At 68.9% G+C, this 17607-nt stretch carries 17 protein-coding genes; all 17 read right to left on the bottom strand.

Annotated elements, in window-relative coordinates; translation table 11 throughout:
- The coding region (rpsL, locus tag ACO1X9_RS13110; RefSeq protein WP_486351289.1) for a 30S ribosomal protein S12 at positions 1-296 on the bottom strand (296 nt) is incomplete at its 3' end.
- 244 nt (positions 297-540) lie between these two features.
- Positions 541-1308, bottom strand: coding sequence for a hypothetical protein (locus tag ACO1X9_RS13105; RefSeq protein ID WP_486351288.1), 768 nt, complete (start codon positions 1306-1308; stop codon positions 541-543).
- 1 nt (position 1309) lies between these two features.
- On the bottom strand, positions 1310-2050 hold the full coding sequence (locus ACO1X9_RS13100) for a hypothetical protein (protein ID WP_486351287.1): 741 nt from the start codon (positions 2048-2050) through the stop codon (positions 1310-1312).
- Positions 2047-3090 (bottom strand): type IV pilus assembly protein PilM, encoded by a 1044-nt coding sequence (gene pilM / locus ACO1X9_RS13095; RefSeq protein ID WP_486351286.1) that lies wholly within the window; start codon positions 3088-3090, stop codon positions 2047-2049. The genes ACO1X9_RS13100 and pilM overlap by 4 nt, the downstream gene beginning before the upstream one ends.
- Positions 3091-3118: 28 nt before the next feature.
- Positions 3119-3934 (bottom strand): prepilin peptidase, encoded by an 816-nt coding sequence (locus tag ACO1X9_RS13090; RefSeq protein ID WP_486351285.1) that lies wholly within the window; start codon positions 3932-3934, stop codon positions 3119-3121.
- Positions 3934-5892 (bottom strand): polymer-forming cytoskeletal protein, encoded by a 1959-nt coding sequence (locus ACO1X9_RS13085; protein WP_486351284.1) that lies wholly within the window; start codon positions 5890-5892, stop codon positions 3934-3936. Before ACO1X9_RS13085 ends, ACO1X9_RS13090 begins: the two co-directional genes overlap by 1 nt.
- A complete protein-coding gene (locus ACO1X9_RS13080) occupies positions 5883-6473 on the bottom strand; it encodes a hypothetical protein (protein WP_486351283.1) in 591 nt (196 codons plus the stop codon). The genes ACO1X9_RS13085 and ACO1X9_RS13080 overlap by 10 nt, the downstream gene beginning before the upstream one ends.
- Positions 6470-6901, bottom strand: a complete 432-nt coding sequence (locus ACO1X9_RS13075) for a hypothetical protein (RefSeq protein WP_486351282.1) — start codon at positions 6899-6901, stop codon at positions 6470-6472. Before ACO1X9_RS13075 ends, ACO1X9_RS13080 begins: the two co-directional genes overlap by 4 nt.
- Positions 6902-6989: 88 nt before the next feature.
- Positions 6990-7427 (bottom strand): type IV pilin protein, encoded by a 438-nt coding sequence (locus tag ACO1X9_RS13070; RefSeq protein WP_486351281.1) that lies wholly within the window; start codon positions 7425-7427, stop codon positions 6990-6992.
- A 145-nt stretch (positions 7428-7572) separates the two neighbouring features.
- A complete protein-coding gene (locus ACO1X9_RS13065) occupies positions 7573-8802 on the bottom strand; it encodes a type II secretion system F family protein (RefSeq protein ID WP_486351280.1) in 1230 nt (409 codons plus the stop codon).
- 4 nt (positions 8803-8806) lie between these two features.
- Positions 8807-10321 carry a type IV pilus twitching motility protein PilT gene (locus ACO1X9_RS13060; RefSeq protein WP_486351279.1) on the bottom strand — a complete coding sequence of 505 codons (1515 nt, stop codon included), beginning with the start codon at positions 10319-10321 and terminating at the stop codon, positions 8807-8809.
- 42 nt (positions 10322-10363) lie between these two features.
- Positions 10364-12025 carry a GspE/PulE family protein gene (locus tag ACO1X9_RS13055; protein WP_486351278.1) on the bottom strand — a complete coding sequence of 554 codons (1662 nt, stop codon included), beginning with the start codon at positions 12023-12025 and terminating at the stop codon, positions 10364-10366.
- A gap of 90 nt (positions 12026-12115) precedes the next feature.
- Entirely contained in the window at positions 12116-12544 is a 429-nt protein-coding gene (locus ACO1X9_RS13050; protein WP_486351277.1) for a hypothetical protein, read from the bottom strand.
- Positions 12519-13229: a hypothetical protein gene (locus ACO1X9_RS13045; protein WP_486351276.1), complete on the bottom strand. Its 711-nt coding sequence runs from the start codon at positions 13227-13229 to the stop codon at positions 12519-12521. The genes ACO1X9_RS13050 and ACO1X9_RS13045 overlap by 26 nt, the downstream gene beginning before the upstream one ends.
- Positions 13230-13297: 68 nt before the next feature.
- The gene (locus ACO1X9_RS13040; RefSeq protein ID WP_486351275.1) at positions 13298-14065 is read right to left on the bottom strand and encodes a PP2C family protein-serine/threonine phosphatase; all 768 of its coding nucleotides are present in this window, start codon (positions 14063-14065) and stop codon (positions 13298-13300) included.
- Positions 14062-14583 carry an FHA domain-containing protein gene (locus ACO1X9_RS13035; RefSeq protein WP_486351274.1) on the bottom strand — a complete coding sequence of 174 codons (522 nt, stop codon included), beginning with the start codon at positions 14581-14583 and terminating at the stop codon, positions 14062-14064. Before ACO1X9_RS13035 ends, ACO1X9_RS13040 begins: the two co-directional genes overlap by 4 nt.
- A gap of 161 nt (positions 14584-14744) precedes the next feature.
- A partial coding sequence (gene rpoC, locus ACO1X9_RS13030; protein WP_486351273.1) for a DNA-directed RNA polymerase subunit beta' occupies positions 14745-17607 on the bottom strand: 2863 nt, incomplete at its 5' end.

Here is a 17607-nt window from a genome sequence, read left to right as displayed (position 1 = left end):
CGCACGATCTTGTAGCGCACGCCGGGGAGGTCCTTCACACGACCGCCGCGCACGAGCACCATCGAGTGCTCCTGCAGGTTGTGGCCCTCGCCGGGGATGTAGGCGGTGACCTCGGTGCCGTTGGAGAGCTTGACGCGCGCGACCTTGCGGAGGGCGGAGTTCGGCTTCTTCGGGGTGGTGGTGTACACACGCGTGCACACGCCCCGCTGCTGCGGGTTGGCCTTGAGGGCCGGAGCCTTGGTCTTGACGACCTTCGGCGTGCGGCCCTTGCGGACCAGCTGCTGGATAGTAGGCAAAGCGGATTGCTCCTTATTTACTGCACGGTGACAGTGATGGATGATGTCGTTCCATCGGGATCCGGATCCGGCGGTGATCACCGCCGGCACTACGTCCCGGATATGCCGTGGGTCTTCCCGCGCATGGGCGACCGGAGTCGATTGTCGCAAGGGGAGACGTGCGCGAAAGCACACACCCGAACGAGTGTAGTCGTTCGGGTGTGTGCCTGCAATGTGACGCCGGGTTACCCGGAGCCCCTGCCCCCTAGGGGGTCGGGGTGGGCGTCGGCGTCGCGGTGCCGCTCGGATCGGGCGTCGGTCCGACCGACGGCTCCGACGTCGGGGTCGGTGTCGGAGCCGGGCTCGGCAGGGAGCCGACCGGGCCGAGCCTGGGGTCGTGCACGACGAAGATGTGTCCGGTGATCGTCGAGCGCTGCGAGGTACCGAACGTCGCGTCGACGTTGGTCACGAGCATCAGCCGACCGTCGCCTTGGAGCGCCGCGAGGAATGCCGCGAGGCGTGGAGTGTCCGCATCGATCGAGAGCTCGATCGTGAGCACGTAGAGTGAGCCGGCGAGCTCCTCGCTGGGAACCGACGGCGGCTGCAGCAGTGACGTATTCGACGGCTCGGCGCCCGACCCGGTGTCCGCCTCGGCTTCGTCTCCCGACACCTCCGTCGAGCCCATCGCGCCATACGGCTTCGCCCCCGAGACGGTGACGGTCTGGAGCGAGACCGTGGCCGCGATCGCCTTGAGGGCGAGCTCGTCGAAGTACGCGGCCGTGTCGGCGAAGCCCGGCACGCTCAGCTGGAGCTCGTCGAGCTCCTCACGCAGCTCGTCGATGTTCTCGAACTGCTCGCGCATGAGCGCGATCTCGATCTCTTGTTGAGCGTTCGCGGCGTCGACCGTCGCGACCTGGCGCTCGTTCTCGGCGGGCGCCGCGAGGAGCGGCGCGGCCCCGATGAGCCAGCCGAGGCCGATCACGATGAGAGCGAGGACGGCCCCGCCCGCGAGCCACATTCGTCCGCTGCGCATGTCAGCCCTCTTCCGTTCCCGTGGTGTCGGCGTTCTCGTCGACACCAGATCCTTCGTCGTCGGTCGCGGACTCGTCGGTCGGGTCGAAGCGACCCGACACCGCGTCGGTTGCGAGCGCGAGCTGGATGGTGGTTGTGACGAGGCCGTCGGTGCCGACGGCGGTATTCGTGAGCACGGCGCTCGCGAAGCCCGGAATCCGTTCGAGTGCGTTGCGATAGGCGGTGGCCTGAGCGATCGAGGCCGAGGTCAGCACGAGCTCGAAATTGGCGATGCGCGGCGGTGCGAGGACATCCTCGACCGTGCGCGGCACGCCCCAGGGCGGCTGCACGTCGGCGGCGAAGCGCTGGATGGCCATGCCCTCGCTGAGCGTCGCCTGCAACGAGTCCAGGAGCTCGGAGAGGGAGATCTCATACGACGTCATCGCGACCTGGGCTTCTTCCACCGCCTCGATCGTGGTCGTAACGCGCGTGGCTTCGATGTATTGGCCGCGCTCGGCGGCGAGCTGAGCGGTGCGGGCGTTCGCTGCCTGCAGCTCGGCAGCTGTCGTCGCCGAGCGCAGGAAGCCGAAGCCGCCCAGTGCTCCCGCGATCGCGACACCGAGCACGACGAACAGCACGCCGAGTCGTAGCGCGCCGCGGGCCTTCTCCCGCTCGCGCACGGCGGGCGGGAGGAGCTGGACGCGCGGCTCGCCGCCGAGCGGCAAGCGGCCGGCCTTCACGGCCGGGGGCGCGGTGGTCGTCATTCGTGGCTCCCCAGGGCGAGACCGAAGGCGGTCGTGAAGGGTGAGAAGTCGGCGGTCGACTGGCCCCGCGAGCGCGGAACCGAGAGTCCGGCGAGCGGGTCGACCTTCGCGACCGGAAGCCCCGTGAGCTCCCCGAGCGCCCCCGTAAGCCCTGCGAGTTCCGCGCCGCCGCCCGTGAGCAGGATGCGCGCAACGGGGTGGTTCGGGTGCGCGCCGGTGTAGTAGCTGAGCGTGTTGCGGATGCTCGAGATGAGCTCGCCCGCGACGTCGTAGATGACTTCGAGTACGGGGCGGTCCTCGGCGCGCATGAGTGAGCTGCCCATGCCGATCGCGCGCTTCGCCTGCTCGGCGCCTTCGGGACTCCACTGCAGCCGGGTCACGATCGCCTGGGTGATGTCGTCACCTCCGTTGGAGATCATGCGCACGAAGACGGGCACCCCGTCGCCCACGACGACGACGTGCGTCGTGTTGGCGCCGATCGCGATGATGACGTCGCGACCGCGAGCGCTGCGCTGCGGCAGGATCGCGCGCGACAGCGCGAACGGCACGAGGTCGACGTGCACGGGTCGCAGCCCCGCGCGGCTGACCGCATCCACATTGCCGTTGATCGCGTCCTTGAGGCCAGCGACGAGCATCCCCATCACCTGGGGCCCCTGCTCGCCGTCCTCCTCCTGGATCGGGTAGAAGTCCATGATCACGTCGGACACAGGTACCGGCAACAGATCCTGCACCTGGTACGGCAGCGACTCCCGGATCTGCGCGAGCGACGCACGCGGCACGTGGACGTCACGCGCGAAGGTGCGCTGACCGCCCATACCGAGCACGACGTCCTTCGACTTGAATCCGCCCGTCGACCAGAGCCTCTTGAGCGCCGCAGCGACCGTGCCCGGCTCGACGACCTCGCCCCGGCGCACCGCGTGCTCGGGAAGCGCCTGCTCGGCGAGCCGGACGATCTGCGGTTTCGCGCCCGTGTAGTTGCTCACCTCCACGCCGCGCACCGATCTCACGCCGATGTCGACGCCCACCACTGTTTTGCTCATGACTGAATCCCCCCGATTCCGTCGTTCGTCACCGCAGGCCGAACAGCCCGAGGTAGCCTGCGGCGATCGGTTCGCCGAGCAGGATGCCGGCCCACGCACCGGCGAGCAGCCACGGACCGTAGGCGAGCTTCGCCGTCCGTCCGCGACCGGACAGCAGGAGCGCGACACCCGCGATCCCGCCGAGCAGGAAGCCTCCGATGAGCCCGACGAGCGCCGACGACGCCCCGAGCCACCCGAGGAAGAGTCCGAGTACTCCCGCAAGCTTCACGTCGCCCATTCCCATCGAACCGGGGCGGACGAACGCGGGGATGGCGTACAGCAGCGCGAACGCCGCCGCGCAGGCAAGCCCCGTCAGGAACGGCGCGGGATCGCCGGAGAGCACCGCCGCCGCGCCGAGAAGCGCGATGCCGGTCGGGTAGGCCGGCAGCACGATCGCATTCGGCAGGCGCTGGGTCTCGACGTCGATGACGGCGAGCGCGACGCTGATCGCAGCGAGGTAGAGATAGGCGACGAGCTGCAGGATGCCCGCGGCGATCCCGGCGACCTGCGGCTCGAGCACGGCCGGCACGAAGCGCCAGGCCACCACGCCGAGCAGCACCGCAGTGCCGAGCTCGACAAGCGGATACCGCACGGCGATCGATGCGGAGCAGTCGCGGCACCGGCCGCGCAGCACGACCCACGAGACGAGCGGGATGTTGTCGTACCACCGGATCTCGTGGCCGCATGCGCCGCACGCGCTGCGCGGGTGCGCGACCGAGAGGCCGCGAGGCACTCGGTAGACGACGACGTTGAGGAACGAGCCGATCAGGGCGCCGAGGACACCCACGGCGAGGACGGCGGCCATCACCCCTCCACGTTCCGCTGCCAGGCGAGTCCACGGTCGGCCTCGGTGTAGGAGGCGCCATCGCCGGAACCGGTGTTCAGGTTGAATCCGGGCAGGCCGAGAGGGACGTAGTCGAGGATGCCGGCACCGCTGATCTTGACGTTGCTGCCCGCGAAGATCTGGCCCTTGATGTTCTGGCTCGAGCCGAGGGTGATCTCGCACGGCGTGTACATCATGAGGCGCACGTTCTCGACCGAGAATCCGCCGCTGATCTTGAGCTGTTGGCCACCGCAGTCTGGGCTCGAGTTCTTGATCGTGTCGGGGTTGATCAACCAGACGTTGACGGGAGTGGCGGGATTGTGCGCGAAGAAGCGCATCGAGCCGGAGAAGTCGAACTTCTTGGCGATGATCGCGACATCGTTGCGCAGGCGGAAGCCGTTGGCGTTCTGACCCTGCCCGGTCTGCTCACCCGACCCGCCACCGTAGACGAGGCCGTTGGTGCAGGCACGCGCGTCGATGAGCCCCTTGTTGGTGCCGAGCGCCTGAATCGCCTGGTAGAACTTCGCGTCCGAGCAGTCGGTTCCCATCGTGACGACGATGAAGCCCCCCCACGTCGCCGCGGTGTAGTGAGCGGGGTCGGAGCCGAAGTCGACCCAGTCGGGCACGACGACCGCGCTCGGCTTGCCCGGCGATGCGTCGAGGGTCGGGCTCGACGAGGCGCCGACCGTGATCTTCGACCACCCGCCCCACCAGCCGTTCTTCGACGTCGTGTAACAGCCGTTGGCCGTGCTGATCGACCCGACCCGCACCGCACCCGTGACCGAGCCGCCGCTGAAGCATGCGGTGCCCGTGATCGTCCCACCACTCAGGGTGCCATTCGACATCGTGAGGGACGCCGACTTGACCGCCCCCGTGATGGTTCCGCCGGTGATCGTCGTCGGAGAGTTCGTGACGATGTTGTGTGTCGTCCCGTTACTGATCGTGACCGCGCCCTGCGAGAACAGCGTCCCGTTGACCCCGTTGCCGGAGAGGGTCGTCGTGCCGGTGCGCGACCAGGCGTTCTGGCTGAGGATCCCGCCGGCGACGTCGAGACTGCCCGCACTCACCCAGCCGGTGACCCTGCCGCTCCACGTGAACCGCGCGGTCGTGTCGGCCCAGACGTTCCCACCGATGTTGCCGCTCGACACCACGGAGTTGGCCGTGAGGGAGCCGCCGATCTGGCCGCCTCCGCTGAGCTCTGCGGTGCCGTTCACCCAGACGTTGCCGGTGACCACGCAGCTGCCGCTCCCGCTGAAGTTCCCCGACTTGACGACGAGGTCGGCCGCGCCGTTCGCGGCCCCGTCGCACGTGACGTTCCCGCTCCGGATGAGGATCGACGCGTCGTACCCGCCGGTCGAGATGAGCTTCCCGCTGCCGCCGAAGCCCGACGTGTTGTAGGAGTAGACCGCGGGACCCGACGGGTTGAGCGTTCCCGCGTTCTGCACAGTCTCGAGGCGCGCCTCGATCGTCGTCTCGTCGCCGCTGTCGTTCGTCGTCATGCCGGGCGTGATGGCGTAGCCGGTCGACAGGATGCGCGCGGGCTGCTGCACGCTCGGCGGGCAGCCATCCACCCACGTGGCGCCCTGGTTGAGCGAGTATTGGATCTGCGCCGAATACGCGGGGAGCGTCTCGTCGACGCCCACGGTCTCCACATCGTCCGCTTGGCCGGCGCTCACGTACGTTGCGGGGTTCGCGCACTGCCCCCGCAAGAGCGACGCGCGCGCCACGGCGATCCCGGCCTCCGCTGCGGCCTGCGACTGCACGCCCGCGCGCGTCGACTGACTCACCTGCTGCCCGGTCACGACCGTGGAGGCGACAACGGCGGAGAGCAGCACACCCGCGGCCATGAAGGCAATGACCGCGGCGAGGGCCACGCCGCTCTCGTCGCGACCGGCGTTCCGGGCGGCGTGGGCGAGACGAGCGATGCGACTCAGAAACACGTTTCCTCCGGTTCGGCTTCGGGCATGAGCGGGGTCGAGAACTTGATGCGCGCGACGCCGGCGTCGTCGTCGTCGACCGTGGTGAAGTCGACTGCGAGCACGGTCGTCGCGTTCGGGTCGACGCCGAAGACCGTCCCGCTCTCGCTGGGCTCGACGCTCTCGGCGAGCAGCGACCAGGTCGCGAGCGTCGCCGCGGACGGGGCCGGGATGACGGTGTCGTCCGGCCGGCGGTCCATGCGGATGGTCGCCTCGGAGATCGAGAAGTAGTAGGCGGTGCAGTGCCAGACAGCACCCGCCGAGCCGTCGAGGGTGCGGATCCGTACGAGCTGATCACCCGAGGGCAGCGTCGTGATCTCGAACTCGCTGCCGTTGCGCACCGCGTGGTCGACCGAGGTCGCGACGGCCTGACCGCCGGAGGTCGAGTTGGTGAGCGAGCCGACGAGTTGCTGGATGCCGAGCGTGCTGATGTACACGCCTCCGACGACGCCGAGGACGAGCACGCCGAGCAGCGCGACGACGAGGACCTCGGCGAGCGTGATCCCGGAGTCGTCGGCGAGACGCGCGCGCAGCCGGCGGATCACGGGTCCACCAGCACGGCGGTCGACGCGCGGGCCACGACGGCGCCTGTGTCGGCGCGCGTGACGGTCGCGGAGACGGTGATCGTCCCGACGCCGACCGGACAGGCGCCGACGGTCGTCGTGGCGATGAGCTCGACGCCGCGACCGTCGATCATCGTGATCGGGGTCGCGGCGAGGTTCTGGATGTCGGCGCACGGCGTCGCGCTCGTGCGACCGGCGGCGTGCGCGACGTTCACGCGGTCGTTCGCGAACTGGGTCGCCGCGGCGGTCGTCGCGTTCGCGACGGAGGCCTTCATCCCCGTGATGAGGAGCGGCAGGAGCGAGAGCGCGAGCACCGTGAGGACGAACATCGCGGTGACGACCTCGACGAGCCCGAGACCTTCATCGTCGCGCGCGAGACGGCGGACGATCGTGAAACGCTGAGTTGTCATGTCGATCGAGCCCCCCTCTCGAGTCGATGCGGTGAACCGGGAAGGGGGGGCGCCGCTCTCGCGGCGCCCCGCCAAGACTCGGGACTGCTTAGCAGCCGGTGGTGTTCTTGGTCGGCGAGGCGTCGTCGGTGACGATGTACCAGTTCGTGGTGTCGCCCGCGATCTGACCCTCGACGCACCACGAGGTGGCGCTCGAGGCCGGCTGCGTGCCACCGTCCCAGTTCGGGACGGTGCCCCACTTGGTGCTGTCGAGTGTCACCGTGGTGAGCGCCGAGATCGTCGCCGGGTAGGCGCCATCGTTCTGCGTGTTGTGCGCGACGATCGCGGTCTTGACGTTCGCGAGGTCGGCGAGCGCGGCGCTGTCCTTGGCGTTGCCCTGGATGCCCAGGTACACGGGAACCGCGATCGCGGCGAGGACGCCGATGATGAGGACGACGACGAGGAGCTCGATGAGCGTGAAGCCCTTGTCCTCGTTCTTGAGCGCGTCGCGCTTGGCGATCAGCGACTTGTTCAGTACAGCAATCATGTTTCTCTTCCCATCCAATTCGAGTGAGTGTGGACGGGTGGCCCCCCAATGAATGACCCCCCGGTGCAATATTCAGTTGTTCCCCGTCGCGGCGTAATCCCGCAAAGGGGGGGACGTGAGCATTTCCGTTACCCCAGTTCGGGGCTCACTGGATCTGCTCGAAGATCGAGAACATCGGCAGATAGAGCGCGACGATCATGCCGCCGATGACGACGCCGATGAAGGCGATGAGGAGCGGCTCGATGAGCGATGTGAGCTGCTCGGTCGTCGTGAGTACCTCGTCGTCGTAGAAATCGGCGATCTTGCCGAGCATCGTCTCGAGCGATCCCGCGTCTTCGCCGACGGCGACCATCTGCGACACCATCGCCGGAAACACGGGTTCCTCCATGAGTGGCGCCGAGATCGACCGGCCGGAACGCACGGAGTCCTGCACCTTGTGCATGGCCTCCTCGACGACCCAGTTGCCCGACGTCTCCCCGACGATCGCGAGCGACTGCAAAATCGGCACGCCCGACTTCGTCATGGTGGCGAAGTTCCGCGAGAATCGCGCGATCGCGATCTTGCGGAACAGATCGCCGAACACCGGCAGTCGGAGCTTCGCCTTGTCGACGACGCTCCGCACCGCGTCCTTGTGTTTGTTGGCGCGCCACCACACTGCGAACGCGATGATGCCCACGATCAGCAGCGGCACGATCCACACCATGTTCTGAGAGATCACCACGAGGATCTGCGTCGGGATGGGGAGTTCGCCGCCGAGACCCGCGAACATGTCACGGAAGACGGGCACGATGAAGGTGAGCATCGCGAACATGCCGATGAGCGCCATCGCGAGCACGACGATCGGGTAGGTCATCGCAGACTTAATCGTGGAGCGGAGCTTCACGTCCTTCTCGAACGTCATCGCGACCGACTCGAGGGCTCCATCGAGGAAACCGCCCGTCTCACCCGCGCGGATGAGGTGGATCATGAGGGGCGGGTACACGGTCGGCTGCCGCAGAAGCGCCTCCGAGAGCGACGAGCCGCTCTCGACCTGACTGCGCACGAGCGTGAGCGACTCCTGGAGCTTCTTGTTCTGCGTCTGCTCGGCGAGGATCGTGAGCGCGCGCAGCAGCGACAGTCCCGAGCTCACCATCGTCGCCATCTGCCGCGACATGACCGCGAGGTCCTTGAGCTTCACGCCCTTGGAGAGTCCACCGAGGCTGATCTCCATCTGCAGTCCGGTGCCCGCGGTCGCTTGACGCACCTCGATCGGCGAGATCGCCAGGGTGCGCAGCCGAGCGAGCGCGGCACCCTCGCTCGCCGCCTCGAGCTTGCCCGAGACGACCTTGCCGCTCGCGTCGCGACCCTTGTAGGCGTAGTTCTGGAGCAGCGTCATGGCGTCACCATCCGGCGTTCGTGGTCTCGCCCGTGCGGTGCACGAGGCGCTGGAAGTCGACCGCGTCGTGCACCTTCTCGATCGCGGCGCCGAAGGCGACCTCGCCCGTGTTGACGAGTTCGGCGAGGTGCTGGTCCATCGTGTGCATCCCCTGGGCCTTGCCGGCCTGGAGAGCCGAGCGGATCTGGTAGGTCTTGCCCTCGCGCACGAGGTTCGCGATGGCGGGCGTCGTGATGAGCACCTCGGTCGCGACGGCGCGGCCCGAGCCGGAGGCCTTCTTCACGAGCGTCTGGCAGATCACGCCCTGCAGCGTCGCGGCGAGCTGTGTACGCACCTGGCCCTGCTGGTGCGGCGGGAACACGTCGATCACGCGATCGATCGTCTGGCCGGCGTCCTGCGTGTGCAGCGTCGCGAAGACGAGGTGACCGGTCTCGGCGGCCGTCAGCGCGACCGAGATGGTCTCGAGATCGCGGAGCTCGCCGATCAGGATGACGTCGGGGTCCTGACGCAGCACGTGCTTGAGCGCGTTCCCGAAGCTCAGCGTGTCGGCACCGACCTCGCGCTGGTTCACGAGCGACTTCTTGTTCGGGTGGATGAACTCGATCGGGTCCTCGACCGTGACGATGTGGTCGGCGCGCGTCGTGTTGACGAGGTCGATGAGCGCCGCGAGCGTCGTCGACTTCCCCGAGCCGGTCGGACCCGTGACGAGCACGAGGCCACGCGCCATCTTGGCGAACTCGCCCACGATCTCGGGGATGCCAAGGGAGGCGAGCGGCTTGATCTCGGTGGGGATGAGCCGGAAGGCCCCGCCGATCGCCCCGCGCTGCAGGTAGAAGTTGACGCGGAAGCGCGACTGCTCCGACAGCGTGAACGCGAAGTCGAGTTCGAGCACGTCGTCGAACTGCGCTTGCTGCTCGTCCGTAAGAAGGCTGTACAGGGCGGCAGCGACGCGTTCGCGGTCCCACACCTCGAGCCCGGCGACTGGCTGAAGGGACCCGTCGATGCGGATCATGGGCGGCGCCCCGATCGAGATGTGAAGGTCCGAGGCCCCCTGATCGACAACGGTTTCGAGCGCGGCGAGCAGCTCGGAGTCGACCCGGGCGCGGGCGGCGATCGTGAAGTCGTCGGCGACGAACCGCGGCTTCGACGGCTTCGCATTCTCCATCCGGTCGGCCATGCTCGGCAGCTCGGTGAACTCCGGCATCGGCAGTGCCGACGCGGGCGCCGGCGTGTACCCGGGAATCGAACCCGGGACCGGCGCAGGCGCCGCCTGCAGCACCGTGAAGTCCGGGATCTGCATCGGCGGGGCCGGTGTGTATCCCGGGATGGGGGGAGCCGGGGCCGGCACGGCGTCGACGGGCGCGACCGCGGGGGGCGGCAATTGCGAGTAGTCGACGACGGCCGGCCCCGGCGGCTGGAGGGCGCTGGGGGGCGGGGGCATCGCGCCCGGGCCGCCCGGAGTTCCGAGCGGCGGATTCGCCGGGTCAGTGACCGGGATCTCGTAGATGGGCTTGTTCACGTCAGATTCCCCTTCCCTTCGCGAACAACGCCGTCCCGCGGGTCACGCGACGACACGGAGGATCTCGTCGATCGAGGTGAGGCCGAGCACGGCTTTGGCCCAGCCGTCCTGGCGGAGCGTCGACATCCCTTGGGACACCGCGAGCCGCGAGATCTCGGCGCTCGAGGCGCGCGCGACGGCGAGCCGCTCGATCTCCTCGGTCACCGGCATCACCTCGTGGATCGCAAGGCGTCCGCGGTAGCCCGTGTTCGAACACGAGGTGCACCCGATCGGACGGTGGAGCACCGGCTGAGGATCGCCCGGCTCGGCGAACCGCAACGCGCTCAGCTCCTCGAACGTCGGCTGGTACGCCTCTTTGCAACGGTCGCAGAGGCGGCGTGCAAGACGCTGCGCGACGACGCAGTCGAGCGCGGACCCGACCAGGAACGGCTCGATATCCATCTCGATGAGTCGGGTCACGGCGCTCGGCGCGTCGTTCGTGTGCAGGGTCGAGAGCACGAGGTGGCCCGTCAGCGAGGCCTCGATGGCGATCTGCGCCGTCTCGTGGTCGCGGATCTCACCGAGGAGGACGACATCCGGATCGGACCGCAGGATGCTACGGAGCGCGCTCGCGAACGTCAGCCCGGCCTTGGGGTTGACCTGCACCTGGTTGATGCCGGCGATGCGGTACTCGACCGGGTCCTCGACGGTGATGACGTTGATCTCGGGACGCGCGACCTCGTGCAGCGTCGTGTACAGGGTCGTCGACTTGCCCGACCCGGTCGGGCCGGTGACGAGGATCATCCCGTAGGGCTTCGAGTACGAGGCCTTGTAGACGGCGGCATTGCGCTCGAGCAGCCGCAGCTGCTCCATCCCGAGCCCTGTCATGGAGTTGTCGAGGATTCGCATGACGACCTTCTCACCGAACACCGTCGGCAGGGTCGCGACGCGGAGGTCGATCTGCTTGCCGCCGTGGACGACGCTCATGCGACCGTCCTGCGGCTTGCGTCGTTCGGCGATGTCGATGTCGGCCATGATCTTCAAGCGCGAGATGACGCCGTTCTGGATGTTCTTGGGAGCGCGCTGCATCTCGTGCAGCACACCGTCGATGCGATAGCGCACGCTCATGTCGCGCTCGGCCGGCTCGATGTGGATGTCGGAGGCGTGGTCGGCGATCGCCTGGCTGATGATGAGGTTGACGAACCTGACGATGGGCGCGTCGTCTTCGCTCGGCTCGGCCTGCACCGGCACCAGATCCGACCCGGACTCTTCGACGATCGCGCTCGTGAGTTCGCTCAGCTCGCCGTCGGAACGCACGAAGCGTGTGATCGCCGCGAGCAGGTCGGAGCGTTCCGCGACGACGGGTCGCACCTGGAGCCTCACGGCGGCACGGACATCGTCGAGCGCGACGACGTCACGCGGGTCGGCCATCGCGAGCATCAGCCGATCCCCGTCGCGGCCGATCGGCAGCACGTCATGGCGGCGGAGCAGCTGCACGGGCACCATCGCGACGACCGAGCGGTCCACGGGGTACTCGGTGAGATCGACGAACGGCAGCCCCAACTGCGCGGCACGAGCGGAAGCCACCTGGCTCTCGGTCACGACGCCGTCATCGACGAGTTCGCGCACGAGCGCCTCGTCGGTCGCCGGGTCGGCGTGGTGCACGTCGAGGCTCGTGATCGGCATGAGGCCGCGAATGATGAGGATCTCGGAGAGGGAGGACATCTCACCTCCCATGAGGCCCGGCGCTCTCCCGTTCCCCCCGAAGCGGATGAGCGCGGAGGAGAGGCTGAAGCTCCCCCCGTGTGTTCGAGGCTACGAGCGACCGTCGCGCCGGAACAGTCCCGCGTTGGGGGGTCGGCGCACCACGAGGCGCGTCAGCGCGACCGCGAGACCCGCGAGCAGCGCCCCCGCGATCACGAACGGACTCGTCGCCTGCTCGGCGAACAGGGCGAAGGAGCCGAGCAGGGCGGCCGCCAGCGCGACCAGATAGACGCCGGCGACCGCGGCGAGCGTCGCCGGCCACGCGCTCGCCGCCCGTATCCCGAGGCCGACCGCGAGCCAGACCACGATGCCGGCGAACGCGATCCCGACGAGGCCCGCCCAGATCGGCGCGGGCGTGCTGATCGGATCGCGGTCGAGCAGCACGGCCAGGAGCCCGGCGACCGCGAAGGTGCAGGCGCCCCAGGTGATCGCGACGAACAGCGCGACGAGCAGGCTACCCCTGAGCGGAGGGCGCTCCATCGGATGCCTTCCCGGCCTGCTCGGCGTCGAAGGCCTCGCGCTCGGCGCGGTTGTGCGCCGTGAGACGCTGCCCGCGGCGCGCAATCAGCAGACCCACCCAGATCGCGACCTCGCGCGCGACGATCGCCGCGGCGATGACGTACGGGTTGGTCGCGGTCGCGGCGAACCCGGGGCTCGCCCCGACGATGCCGGTCACGAGCAGCAGCATTCCGACCGAGCCGAGGTAGGTCACGAGCGCGACCAGCAGGCTGCCGAGCACGTGCGCCCACCACGCGGCCCGGTTGACGAGCAGCACGAGCGCGACGAAGCCGATCGTGAAGAAGAGCACCGGGATCCAGAAGATCGCATCGGTGAGGAACTCGGCGATCGTGCGACCGCCGGACCCGCGGACGGCGATCATGCCCGCCGCGGCGAGACCGTAGAGCACGGCGAAGACGACGGTGCCGACAAGGGCGAGGAGCCCGCCGACGAGACGGTTGCTGCGGGCGCGCGGCGGCGCAGGCGCGGTGACGTAGACGACGCGCTCGCTGCCGGCGAGCGGCGACTCGGCGCGCTCGTCGGTGAGAGTCGCGGTGGCGGTCGGCGACTCCGATGTCGGAGCCTCCTCGACGACGATCTCGTCGGCCTCGACCACGATCTCCTCGTCGGGCTCCGACTGCGGGGTCTCGTCCTTCGCCTGCGCCATGCGGGAATCCTCTCGTCGCCGGGTTCGCGCTCAGCCTAGCGAGCCGGGCGCACACGGGTGCGGGACACTCAGACCGGCAGGGTGTCCTCGAGCTCGGTGCCGCCGGAGACGACGTCGAGCACCACGAGCGTGATGTTGTCGCGGCCCCCGTTGCGGTTCGCGCGGGCCACGAGTTCGCCGGCCGCGGCGTCCGGCGTGGACTCGGATGCGAGCACGTCGCGGATCGTCGCGTCGTCGACCTCCGAGTGCAGCCCGTCGGAGCACACGAGCAGCCGCTCCCCCGTCACGATCGGCACGAGCCAGCTGTCGGCCATGCTGTCGGAGGCACCGATCGCACGCGTGATGACGTTGCGTCCGGGGAAGGTCGCGAGGTCCTCGGGGCGCAGTTCGCCGCGGTCGACGAGGGCCTGCCCCAGCGAGTGGTCGATCGTGAGCTGCGCGAGCTCGCCGCCGAGGAGCCGGTAGACGCGGGAGTCTCCGACGTTGAAGACGAGCCAGTAGGGCTCGCCGTCGTGCCGCACGAGCGCGAGGCCCGCGACGGTGCTCCCCGCTCCGCGCGTCGTGTCGGCGGCGACGACCGCGACCCGCTCGTCGGCCGCGAGGAGCGCGTCGCGCACGAGCTCGAGCTCTGCGGCATCGCGGTCGGCGAACACGTCGCGGAACGCGTCCACGACCGCGGCGCTCGCGCGGTCGCCGGCTTCGTACCCGCCCATCCCGTCGGCGACGAGGAACACCGGCGACTGCGCGAGGTAGGAGTCTTCGTTCGCCTCCCGCCGCAGGCCCGGGTGCGTCGCCGCTGCGACGTCGAGCCGCACGTCTCCCGTGACGTCGCTCACGGCGCGACGTCTTCGGTGGCGACGAGTCGCATCCCGACCCGGCCGAGCCGGAGCCGCTCGACCACCGGCGCGGTCGCCCCCGGGTCGAGCAGCAGCTCGGAGCCGTCGGCCGCGACGACGATGACCCCGTTCGTCGCGTCGAGATCGGTCACTGTCCACACACCGTCGACGAGGTCGAGCCGGGCGTGCACCTTCGAGAGGGTGCGCGTGGCATCCGGAATGGCGAGCTGCTGGGCCGCGTCGCCCCGCGCCGCGGGTCGGCGTCCGAGAACGACGCGGGACGCCGTGAGCGGAAACGTGGGCCCGCCGTCGACGACGAGCATCCAGGCCAGCTGCCGACGTGGTGCGACCACGATCGTGCGATCGAGGTCGTCGGCGGGCGACGGCGGGTCCGCCGACGGTACCGGTGCGAAGAGGCCCGGCGGCGGCACGATCTGCGCGGTCTCGCGAGGGGTGGGCGGGCCTCCGTCGGCAGGCCGCGGCGCGGGCATCCCGGGAACGGGCGACGGGATGCTCATCGAGACAGCGTAGCCGCAGCATCCGGACGTCGGCCGGGACGACGAAGGCCCCCTCCCGGAGGGAGAGGGCCTTCGTGCGGCGCTACGAGGTTTCGATACACCGCCCGAAGGGGCGGCACTCAACCTGCCTCGGTGAGGGCGCCATCGGCGCCCTCACCGAGTCAGTTGTAGGTGCCCGGCGAGAAGTCGTCGGACGAGAACGAATCGAAGTCGACGAACGACAGATCGCCCTCGGAGAACACCGAGTCGTCGGTGAAGATGCGGTTCGGGTAGCGCTCCGCCTTCGCCTCCTCAGTGGCCTCGACCGACACGTTGCGGTACTTGGAGAGACCCGTACCGGCCGGGATGAGCTGGCCGATGATGACGTTCTCCTTGAGCCCCATGAGCGGGTCGGACTTGCCCTCCATGGCGGCCTGCGTGAGCACGCGGGTCGTCTCCTGGAAGGACGCGGCCGACAGCCACGATTCCGTCGCGAGCGAGGCCTTGGTGATGCCCATGACCTCCTCGCGGCCCGAGGCCGTCTTCTTGCCGTCGAGCAGCGCGGCGCGGTTGATCTCGTTGTACCGCGCGCGGTCGACGAGCTCACCCGGCAGCAGGTCGGTGTCGGCGTGCTCGACGACGGTGACCTTGCGCAGCATCTGACGGACGATGACCTCGATGTGCTTGTCGTGGATCGGCACACCCTGCGAGCGGTAGACGCCCTGCACCCCGTCGACGAGGTGCTTCTGCACGGCGCGGACGCCCTGCACGCGAAGCACCTCCTTCGGGTCGAGGTTGCCGGCGACGAACTGCGCGCCGAGTTCGACGTGGTCGCCGTCCTTGACGAGCAGGGTCGCGCGCTTGAGGACCGGGTAGGACTTCACCTCGTCGCCGTTGTCGGGCGTGAGGATGACGCGGCGCTGCTTCTCGGTGTCCTCGATCTGGATGCGACCGGCCGCCTCCGCGATGGGCGAGGCGCCCTTCGGGGTGCGGGCCTCGAACAGCTCGGTGACGCGCGGCAGACCCTGGGTGATGTCGTCCGCACCGGCGGATCCACCCTGGTGGAAGGTACGCATCGTGAGCTGCGTGCCGGGCTCGCCGATCGACTGGGCGGCGATGATGCCGACCGCCTCGCCGATGTCGACGAGCTTGCCCGTCGCGAGCGAACGGCCGTAGCAGGCCGCGCACACGCCGACGGCGCTCTCGCAGGTCAGCACCGAGCGCACCTTGATGGTCTCGACACCGGCACCGATGAGCTTCTCGATCAGCACGTCGCCGACATCCGAGCCGGCCGCCGCGACGACCTTGCCCTTGGCATCCACGGCGTCCTCGGCGAGCGAGCGCGCGTAGACCGCGTTCTCGACGTTCGGGTCGCGCATGAGCTCGCCGTCGATCACGGAGGCGATCGGCAGCTCGAGGCCGCGGGTGGTGCCGCAGTCGTCCTCGCGGATGATGACATCCTGCGCGACGTCGACGAGTCGACGCGTCAGGTAGCCCGAGTCCGCGGTCCGCAGAGCGGTGTCGGCGAGGCCCTTACGAGCACCGTGCGTGGCGATGAAGTACTCCGCCACCGACAACCCCTCGCGGTACGAGGAGATGATCGGGCGCGGGATGGTCTCACCCTTCGGGTTCGCGACGAGGCCGCGGATACCCGAGATGTTGCGCACCTGGAGCCAGTTACCACGGGCACCCGACGACACCATCCGGAAGATGTTGTTGCCGGCCGTGTACGACGCCTGCATCGACTTGGCGACCTTGTCGGTGGCCTCGGTCCAGATCTTCACGAGCTCCGTGCGGCGCGTCGCGTCGTCGTACAAACCGTTGTCGTACTTCGACTGCACGTCCTGAGCGAGCTTCTCGTACTCGCCGATGATCTGCGGCTTGTCGGCCGGGGTGATGATGTCGCTGAGCGCGACGGTCACACCCGAGCGGGTCGCCCAGTGGAATCCCGCGTCCTTGATCCGGTCGAGCGCCGCCGCGACCTCCACCTTGGGGTAGCGCTCGGCGAGGTCGTTGACGATCGACGAGATGCGGCCCTTGTCGGCGACGGCCTCCACGTAGGGGTAGTCCACCGGAAGCGTCTCGTTGAACAGCGCGCGGCCGAGCGTCGTGGTGACGAGCGCGGTCGAGCCCTGCACGTGACCCTCGGGAGCCTCGTCCTCAGCGAAGTACACGCCCTCGAGGCGGATGCGCACCTGGGCGTTGAGGTCGAGCGACTTCTGGTCGAACGCGAGGATCGCCTCGGCGACCGACGAGAACGCACGACCCTCACCCGCGGCACCCTCCTTGACCGTCGTCAGGTGGTGCAGACCGATGATCATGTCCTGCGAGGGCAGGGTCACCGGGCGGCCATCCGACGGCTTCAGGATGTTGTTGCTCGCGAGCATGAGGATGCGGGCCTCGGCCTGCGCCTCCACGCTCAGCGGCAGGTGGACGGCCATCTGGTCGCCGTCGAAGTCCGCGTTGAACGCGGCGCAGACGAGCGGGTGCAGCTGGATCGCCTTGCCCTCCACGAGCTGCGGCTCGAAGGCCTGGATGCCGAGACGGTGCAGCGTGGGCGCGCGGTTGAGCAGCACGGGGCGCTCGCGGATGATCTCCTCGAGGACATCCCACACCTGCGGGCGCGACCGCTCGACCATGCGCTTCGCCGACTTGATGTTCTGGGCGTGCGACAGGTCGATGAGGCGCTTGATGACGAACGGCTTGAACAGCTCGAGCGCCATCTGCTTCGGCAGACCGCACTGGTGCAGCTTGAGCTGCGGTCCGACGATGATGACCGAACGGCCCGAGTAGTCGACGCGCTTTCCGAGCAGGTTCTGGCGGAACCGACCCTGCTTGCCCTTGAGCATGTCGGAGAGCGACTTGAGCGCACGGTTACCGGTTCCGGTGACCGGGCGGCCGCGGCGGCCGTTGTCGAACAGCGCGTCGACGGCCTCCTGCAGCATGCGCTTTTCGTTGCGCGTAATGATTTCCGGTGCGCGCAATTCCATCAGGCGCTTCAGCCGGTTGTTACGGTTGATGACGCGGCGATACAAGTCGTTCAGG

The sequence above is a fragment of the Pseudolysinimonas sp. genome (assembly GCF_057350545.1).
Note: the sequence above shows the minus strand (reverse complement) of the source record. Positions and strands in the feature narration are given on the sequence as shown.